This window comes from Binatus sp. (SeqCode) (assembly GCF_049584895.1).
GTDB lineage: Bacteria > Desulfobacterota > Binatia > Binatales > Binataceae > Binatus.
Window position 1 is genome coordinate 1 of sequence record NZ_JBAUYR010000142.1, and the last position, 7,324, is coordinate 7,324.

The 7,324-nt window shown below is 60.8% G+C and carries 10 protein-coding genes; 6 read left to right on the top strand and 4 right to left on the bottom strand.

The features are described from left to right. Both WB650_RS23400 and WB650_RS23405 read left to right on the top strand, forming a co-directional pair. On the top strand, positions 1–735 hold a 735-nt coding region (locus WB650_RS23400), incomplete at its 5' end, for an SDR family NAD(P)-dependent oxidoreductase (RefSeq protein ID WP_423962244.1). Positions 736–758: 23 nt separating this feature from the next. After that, positions 759–1,544, top strand: coding sequence for an SDR family NAD(P)-dependent oxidoreductase (locus WB650_RS23405; RefSeq protein ID WP_422306975.1), 786 nt, complete (start codon positions 759–761; stop codon positions 1,542–1,544). Positions 1,545–1,553: 9 nt separating this feature from the next. Here WB650_RS23405 and WB650_RS23410 read toward each other — a convergent pair whose 3' ends face one another. Together WB650_RS23410 and WB650_RS23415 are read right to left on the bottom strand one after the other, a co-directional pair. Continuing rightward, a complete protein-coding gene (locus WB650_RS23410) occupies positions 1,554–2,333 on the bottom strand; it encodes a class I SAM-dependent methyltransferase (RefSeq protein ID WP_423962246.1) in 780 nt (259 codons plus the stop codon). Beyond that, on the bottom strand, positions 2,334–2,768 hold the full coding sequence (locus WB650_RS23415) for a hypothetical protein (protein ID WP_422306979.1): 435 nt from the start codon (positions 2,766–2,768) through the stop codon (positions 2,334–2,336). It lies immediately after the preceding gene. A gap of 263 nt (positions 2,769–3,031) precedes the next feature. Here WB650_RS23415 and WB650_RS23420 point away from each other — a divergent pair, with 263 nt between their 5' ends. From WB650_RS23420 to WB650_RS23435, 4 genes are all read left to right on the top strand, one after another. After that, entirely contained in the window at positions 3,032–3,802 is a 771-nt protein-coding gene (locus WB650_RS23420; protein WP_422306981.1) for a DUF6081 family protein, read from the top strand. 138 nt (positions 3,803–3,940) lie between these two features. Continuing rightward, positions 3,941–4,264, top strand: a complete 324-nt coding sequence (locus tag WB650_RS23425) for a VOC family protein (protein WP_422306983.1) — start codon at positions 3,941–3,943, stop codon at positions 4,262–4,264. Continuing rightward, positions 4,261–5,538, top strand: a complete 1,278-nt coding sequence (locus WB650_RS23430; RefSeq protein ID WP_422306985.1) for a hypothetical protein — start codon at positions 4,261–4,263, stop codon at positions 5,536–5,538. The genes WB650_RS23425 and WB650_RS23430 overlap by 4 nt, the downstream gene beginning before the upstream one ends. A 156-nt stretch (positions 5,539–5,694) precedes the next feature. After that, positions 5,695–5,799, top strand: a complete 105-nt coding sequence (locus WB650_RS23435; protein WP_423962248.1) for a DUF2182 domain-containing protein — start codon at positions 5,695–5,697, stop codon at positions 5,797–5,799. Positions 5,800–5,835: 36 nt separating this feature from the next. On the opposite strand, the gene WB650_RS23440 is transcribed toward WB650_RS23435, so the two are convergent. Together WB650_RS23440 and WB650_RS23445 are read right to left on the bottom strand one after the other, a co-directional pair. Further along, positions 5,836–6,534, bottom strand: a complete 699-nt coding sequence (locus WB650_RS23440; protein ID WP_422306988.1) for a hypothetical protein — start codon at positions 6,532–6,534, stop codon at positions 5,836–5,838. Positions 6,535–6,542: 8 nt separating this feature from the next. After that, positions 6,543–7,277: an SDR family oxidoreductase gene (locus WB650_RS23445; protein WP_423962250.1), complete on the bottom strand. Its 735-nt coding sequence runs from the start codon at positions 7,275–7,277 to the stop codon at positions 6,543–6,545. Between the last annotated feature and the right edge of the window lie 47 nt (positions 7,278–7,324).

The following is a 7,324-nucleotide window of genomic DNA, read 5'->3' on the forward strand; positions in this document are numbered from 1 at the left end:
GGACTCGGCCGCGCGATGGCGGTGAAGTTCGCCGAGACGGGCGCCGATATCGTCGCGGCCGCGCGCACCCAGTCGCAGCTTGACGAAACCGCCGACGCCGTTAAAAAAACCGGCCGCAAATGTCTGATCGTCCCAACCGACGTGACTATCTCGGCGCAGGTCAACGCGCTCGCCGAGGCGACCATCAAGGAGTTCGGCAAAATCGACATCCTGGTGAACAATGCCGGCGGCGGCGATGGCGGCGCGGGCAAGCAGCTCCCGGAAATCACCGACGAGGATTGGCGCCGCGGTATCGACACAAACCTCAGCAGCCAGTTCTACGGATGTCGCGCGGTCGCGCCGCAGATGGTCAAACAGAAGCGCGGCAAGATTATAAATATCGCGTCGGGCTATGGGCTCCGCGGTGGCAAGCACAACTTTATGTACGCGTGCGCGAAAGGCGGAACGATCCAGTTGACGCGCTCGATGGCGCTGACCTACGCGCAGTTCAACATCCAGACCAATTGCATCGTACCCGGCGTCTTCCCGCACAACGAAGAGATGCTGCAGTTTTTCAAGGGCGGAAAATTTATTCCTTTAGGGCGCGTCGGCGAAGACAGTGAGCTCGGCCCGCTGGCGGTGTTCCTCGCCTCGGATGCGTCCAACCACGTCAACGGCGAACTGATCGCAATCGATGGCGGCGGACTCGCGGGCGGTATCGCGCCGACCGGAGTATCGCCCGAAACATCTAATTAGAGTGAAAGAACATCGGGGCCAAAATGCCATCCTCCAACTCATCGAATGACTTCTCCCTTGAAGGCAAAGGCGCGCTGGTCGTCGGCGCCGAGCATCCCATCGGCCGCGCGGCCGCCGTCGCGCTGGCAGAGGCCGGCGCGAAAGTCCTGATCGCCTCGCAGGAGCCCGGCACTGACAAGCAGCTCAAAGAAGTCGCCAAGCTCGTAGGCGCGGCCGGGAACAAGGCCGTGGTTCGCGTGCAGGACGCGGCGACGCGCGCCGACGTGTCCGCCACCGCGGATCTGGCAGCAAAGGAACTCGGCGGATTGCACATCCTGGTCAACGCTCTCGACACGCCCGCCTTCGGACCGGCGGAAGCCGGCGACGACACTGCGTTCGACAGAATCATGGAGAACAATCTGAAAACGGTGTGGATGTCGTGCCAGGAGGGCGCGCGCGTGATGCTAACGCGGGGCGGCGGAGTCATCGTCAATATCACGTCGGTGCTGGCGGAACGGGGAGTCCCCAATGCGGCGCTCTATTGCGCGGCGAAGGCGGCGGTCCTGAACCTGACGCGCGCACTCGCGCTCGAATGGGCGCGCAAAGGTATCCGCGTCAACGCGATCGAGGCCGGATGGCTCGACGACGAATCGAGTCCCGCCGCGCAGGACAACGAGTTCAGCAAGACGCTGCTCAAGTACCTGCCCGACAATCGTCTCGTGAAACCCGAAGAACTCGGCGGCGCCCTGCTCTACCTGGTCTCGCCCGCGGCCGGTTTCGTGACAGGAGAATCGATCGCAGTAGACGGAGCCGTCCGCGCCCGCGTGTAGGACTTCGCTCTATCGCTTGGCGACGGTAAACATATAGTCGCCGCCGTCCCACGCGTACTTCCGGATCACATCGTTGATTCGTCCCGACTGGATGTCGTCCGCGATGCGCTGAACGCCGCGCTCGACTTCTTCCTGATCGGGAGCGTCCGCGAAACTCGAGATGCCGCTTCGGATGCGTGGGTCGAGGTACCGCTCGGGCTGATGCTTCCCGCAATACAGAAAAAGATCTTTCAGGTCGGGAGCTACATCGTACTTTTCCTCGGACAGGTTTCGAAATCCCGCCGCGTCGAGGACGTCGACGGTCACGAACCGTTCGTACGGCGCGGTCGCTTTTTCTTTCATCATTCGTGGAAAGTATTCGTTCAACCAGCAATGCCTCATCTGCTCGGCCGTGCAATTGAAAATCACGAGGCGCGCGTGCGGCGTCAGCACACGATGAACTTCCTTGAACGCCGCGACCGGGTCCGCCATATGGTGATGCACAAAAGTGCAGATCGCGCCGTCGAAGCTCGCCGACCCAAACGGGATCGCCTCGGCGCGACCGTTGTGCCACGCGATCGCGGGCGCCTTCTCCTTCGCCCGCGCGAGCATCGTCGCCGAAAGTTCGAGTCCGCGAATCGGTACGCCCGCCTGATACATCGCGATCGTGTAATTCCCGGTGCCCGACCCTATGTCGAGATAGCGCCTGTTCGCGCGCGGCCGCAGATGATGAATCAGTCGCGACAACAGATACGGATCGGCTTGCCGCGTGGTGTCGTAGCCGACTCCAATCCGATCGTACAGCGCCACCTACATCTGCTCTCCGCCGACGGTCAGCACCAGCGCGCTTTCCTCGAGTGCTTCGATCGAATGCTCGATTCCACGGTCCAGCGCAACAATCGTCCCGTCGGTCACAACCTGCGGCTTGCTCTTCGCGGTAAAATTAATCCGGCCTTCTATCACCTGCACCGTGATCGGCGCGCGCGTGTGATGCTCCTGCATCTTGGCGCCCTTCTTCAGCACCATCAGCGCGACGTTGATCCCGTCGCCCTTGACCAGCGAGCTGCCATGCCGATCATTGTCGGCCCACACCGGCTCGCTCTTGAGCCGCGCAATCTCCGCGCGGACATCCACGGCAATCAATCCGCCTTGCGCCAAAAAATTCTCGTTGTGAGGATGCCGGGCGTGATGCTTTTCCTGATCTGCCTGCCTCGCCCGGTCGGAGTCTTTAGTTGGTTGCGCCATTGAGAACCTCCGCGGATAAAAAACCGACTACCACCATTCTTAAGCCGGGGACAAATCCGCACAATCACCTGCGCGGTGGGCGGCAGGGCTGAGCCCTGCACCCAGTGTCTATACCGAAAAGCCCTGAGGACAGGTCTTTTCGAAAAAGTTCTAACAGGTGCGTAGCACCGCATCTTCGCATAGATACTGGGTTGCAAGGGGTCACCCCTTGCCGCTCACCGCGCAGGTGATTCATCATTCCGTATTCTGTATCTTTCCCCGATATGACTAAGTCCGCATCCCCTTCCGACAACCAGATCATCGAGTACTCGAACTTCGCGTCAGCCGTCACCGGCGAGGGCGACTGGATGCTCGCCGGCTTCCCTTTGCCCGACGGCGGCTTCTGGCAGTATCGCGAGCCCAACGCGGTCGTAATAGTGCAGGACGGTTTTCTACGCGTCGCCGCCGTGCCGTACACACGCGGCCACGACAAGATCCAGTTTCTCGACAATGCCAAGCACATGTACTTCAGCACGCGGACGTTCGCATGCCCGGAAGGCGGCACGATTACGTTTTCGATCGATCTCGCCGCCACAATAGTCGACGGCGCGCCCGGCGATCTCTACGATGGGTTCGTTTCGTTCAACGTGCTCGATTTCTCGACTGGCGCCGCGCTCGATTTCTTCGTCGGCAACGAAACGATCGCGACGGTGTACGGCAAGCTGCCATTTCCCGGAGTGCCGATCGTCGATCCCGCGCACGGCCCGCGGCACTTCTGCCTGTTCGAGGAAATTCGCGATGCGAGCGCGCCCGGCCAGCTCCATCATTTTGAAATTGCGTACGACTCCGCCGCCGACCGCGTCACCTTCACAGTCGACGGCAAGCAGGTGCGGCAGTATTCCAACGTCCCGTTCAAGCTTGGGCCGTGCACGCTCGCGCTCGGCCTGATGAGCGAAAAAGACATCGCGCCGGGCAAGGGCAGTGTGTCATGCCATGGCCAGGGCGCAGTCGGCAAATGGGGCAATATAAAAATCGCGATCACCGCTCACGGCTAAGGTACTAAAAATGGAATTTGCCGGTTTCGGCCACGTCACGCTGACGGTCAGCAACTACGACGCATGCCTGAAATTTTACGACCGCCTGATGACTCACATCGGGATGCGCCGATACTACGAGTCGCCGCTGGGCGTCGGATGGTACGCGGACGAGTACATGTTCGTCATGGGTCACGCGGCGCCGGTCGGCGACGATTTTCGCAGTGGCGCACGGGACTGCATCACCTGTCGTTTCGCGCGCGCAGCCGCGAAGAAGTCGATTCGTGCTGCCTGATGCTGAAGGAGATCGGCGCGAAGATTATTTTCCCCGCAGAGCCCGGTCCCTTCTGGCCCGGCTACTATTCGGTGGTCTTCGAAGATCCCGACGGCACCCGCCTCGAGATGAACTACATCCCAGAGGAAGGCTGGCAAGCCGTCGCGGCCGCTGCCGACGCGATTGCGAAGCGCAAATCTCCATTGTGAAATTCAGTCGTCGCGCACAACTCGCCGCGGTCGTGGTGCTCGCGTTTATCCTTCGCGCGATGTGGCTGGTGCGAGCCGGCTCCGATTGGGCGGTCGGCGCGGACTCACATCTGTATCTCGCGCTCGCGCGGGGACTTAGCGTCGGCTGCGGCTTCGCTCCGTACGCCGAGCGCTGCGGTGCTCCGGAGCTGATGCGCACGCCGGGATATCCGGTCTTTCTGGTTCCTTTACTCGCTCATCTTCGGCTGGCGATTCTGATACAAGCAGCCCTTGGCACGCTGGTATGTTTCATCGTTGCCAGGTTTGCCGAACGCCGCGCCGGTCCGATCGCTGGAATTCTCGCTGCAATGATCGTGGCGGTTGATGTTCCCACGATCCTGAATAGCAAGGAGCTCATCACCGAAGCGCTGTTCCAGGCAGTGCTGACGCCCGCTATTTTCGCGGCGCTCGACGGCAACCCGGTCCTTGCCGGCGCGACGCTCGGTATGGCCGCCATGATTCGTCCTGTCGCGGAGGTGCTCGTCCCGCTGGTTGCGATGCCGTTTGTTGTGAAACGCAATTGGCGCGGCGCGGTCGCTGCGATGTCGGTCCCAATTCTGATCATCTGTGCGTGGGCGATTCGCAACGAACGCGTAGGCGGCGTCTTTACACTGACCGTCGAAGGTCCGATGAATCTCTATCTGTACACCGCGCCAGCGGCTATCGCGCGGCATGATCGAGTACCGCTTGAAACTGTCAGGCTTTCTTTCGACCGCGATGCCGCGGCGCGGGTGGCCGAGCGTCAAACCCGCGGCGATGCTCAATTCGAGCAGCTCTACGGCTCCGACCCGACTGTCTCGGCGCTCGAAACGGATCCGGCACTGTCAAGTTTCATGCTTTCCAGGTCAGTCGCGGTGATTCTCGCGCATCCAATCGACTTCACGATCAATACGCTCGATGGATTTATCAAACTTGCGATTGAGCCGTACGAGCTGCAAACAGGTTGGCAGGGATTAATCACGAACCCTCGCGCATTCGCGGCGATCAAATTGGTTGCGACCGCATTTCAGTGCGGAATGCTGGCGGTGATTTGGATCGGAGTGTTTCGCGCGCTATGGCGTCGGCCGCGAGATTGGGAGCGATGGATACTGCTGGGGGCGGCGCTGATGTTGATACTGCCGCCAGCACTCTACGCCAACGCGATCTCGATGCGGTTTCGGTCGCCGGCAATTCCTTTCTTCGCCGTGCTGGCGGGTATCGGCTTGCTCCCCACAAAAAGTTCCGGCCTTCGATGAAAGATAGTCGTCGCCGCCCTCGCGTGCATCGTCGAGGTCTCGTGGATCTATCTTCTCGCGGGCACCGGGATGCTGACGATGGATATGGCCGGCGGCAAGGTATGCTGATGCCGCCGCCGTCGTGGGGACTCGGCTACGCGGGCCGTCATTTTTGCTATGTGGACCGTGATGATGGTCGCGATGATGATCCCGAGTGCGGCGCCAACGATCCTTCGTGTCGCCGCTGCGGAGGCAATCAGGCAGCGCAAACCTTCATCCTGATATCGCCGCAAAGGAAGGCTGCGAGCTTTTCGAGGACTACTGGGTGTCGCCAGTTAATATGGCTATGTAGTAAGCCTTCGCCCTATGGAATTTGATCTGGATGGTGCCGAACCAGTCGAAGGGCTCATCGGGATAGAAGTCGCCGTGGCCCTTGAGGCGTTGTCGCTCGTCCGAAGTCGGCAAATGCGAAAAGTCAAAGGCGTACTCAATTCCATCGTTCGATTCGATGCAGGGCTTGCCCAATATTCGCTCCGCCTGAGCGGCGGTCATCCCGAGATGCAAACCACTCTGTGTGGCAAGATTTCCCGAAATCTTCGGGGACACGACGCACTTGTCTGCCCCCCTCCAGCTCGGACCTCCGTCAATCAGATATGCCGCAGAGGCTACCTCCCCTTCTTCAAAAATCAGTTTGAATCTGCCTCTCTCGGATACTGACCTGAAGCATATCTGCGAACGGCCGGTACTCGCGTCTCCGCGCTCGATTATCACCGATGGTCTCGCAACCTTTTCTCCCGCTTCGCGGATAGGATGTCCCTGTCGCAAATCCGCAATAACGAAGTTATTCTCGGTAGGTTTCTCTTTACTGGGCGTCGAACATCCTCCTTCCTCCTCTATAGGCCGGAGGAGCGACCACCAATCGGAGTCGTCGGCTATCCATTGAGCCGAACTTAACCCGGTCCACGCAATGATCGTTAGCGCAAGTACTGCTGGAACGCCGAAGTGTTTCGGATTCACGGACGAAATCACTGCGCGCCGGGGAAGCTCAGGGTGAAGCCGCCGTCTACCATTATGGTTTGCGCGGTCAGGTAGCTCGCGGCGGGGAGGCAGAGGAGGCAGGCGACGGCGGCGATTTCGTCGAGGGTCGGGAGGCGTTTCAGGGCGCTGCGCTCGGCGGATCGACGCTGGAAATCTTCGTAGTTGTCGCCCAGGTAGTTGGCGTAGAAGCGCGCGGAGTCGGTGTCGATGTAACCGACGTTGAGGCCGTTGACGGTGATGCCGCGCGGGCCCAGCTCGAACGCGAAGTCGCGCACCATGCTCTCGAGTGCGGCTTTCGCCGCGCCGAGCACGCCGTGGCCGGGCAGATTGCGAATCGAGTCGATGCCGGAAATCATCAGGACGCGCCCGCCGTCGCGCATCACCTTGTTCGCTTCCTGCACTGCGGCGACGAAGCCGTTGACGCTGAGTGCAAAAGTTCGCGCGAGATTGTGCGGTTTCATTTCGAGCAATGGCTTGAACGCGGTCGCGGCCGCATTCGCGATCAGAATGTCGAGGCCTCCCAGCTCAGACGCGGTGCGCGTGACCATCGCGCGCACCTGCGCCTCGTCTTCGAGGTCGGCCTTGATGAGGATCGAGCGCGGCGCGATCGCGCGCACCTCGTCGAGGGTTTTCGCCGCGCTCGCTTCGTCGCGCCGATAGTTCATCGCGACGGTCGCGCCGAGGCGCGCGAGAAAAATCGCGCGCTGAATAAGGTCCCTCACCTTAAATCCTCTCCCGACGGGAGAGGGGAAGATCGATCGCGCAGCCT

Excerpts from the sequence above, each read along its gene's own strand:
- WB650_RS23405 (WP_422306975.1), top strand. The coding sequence starts at position 759 with ATGCCATCCTCCAACTCATCGAATGACTTCTCCCTTGAAGGCAAAGGC.
- WB650_RS23415 (WP_422306979.1), bottom strand. The coding sequence starts at position 2,768 with ATGGCGCAACCAACTAAAGACTCCGACCGGGCGAGGCAGGCAGATCAG.
- WB650_RS23420 (WP_422306981.1), top strand. The coding sequence starts at position 3,032 with ATGACTAAGTCCGCATCCCCTTCCGACAACCAGATCATCGAGTACTCG.
- WB650_RS23425 (WP_422306983.1), top strand. The coding sequence starts at position 3,941 with ATGGTACGCGGACGAGTACATGTTCGTCATGGGTCACGCGGCGCCGGT.
- WB650_RS23435 (WP_423962248.1), top strand. The coding sequence starts at position 5,695 with ATGTGGACCGTGATGATGGTCGCGATGATGATCCCGAGTGCGGCGCCA.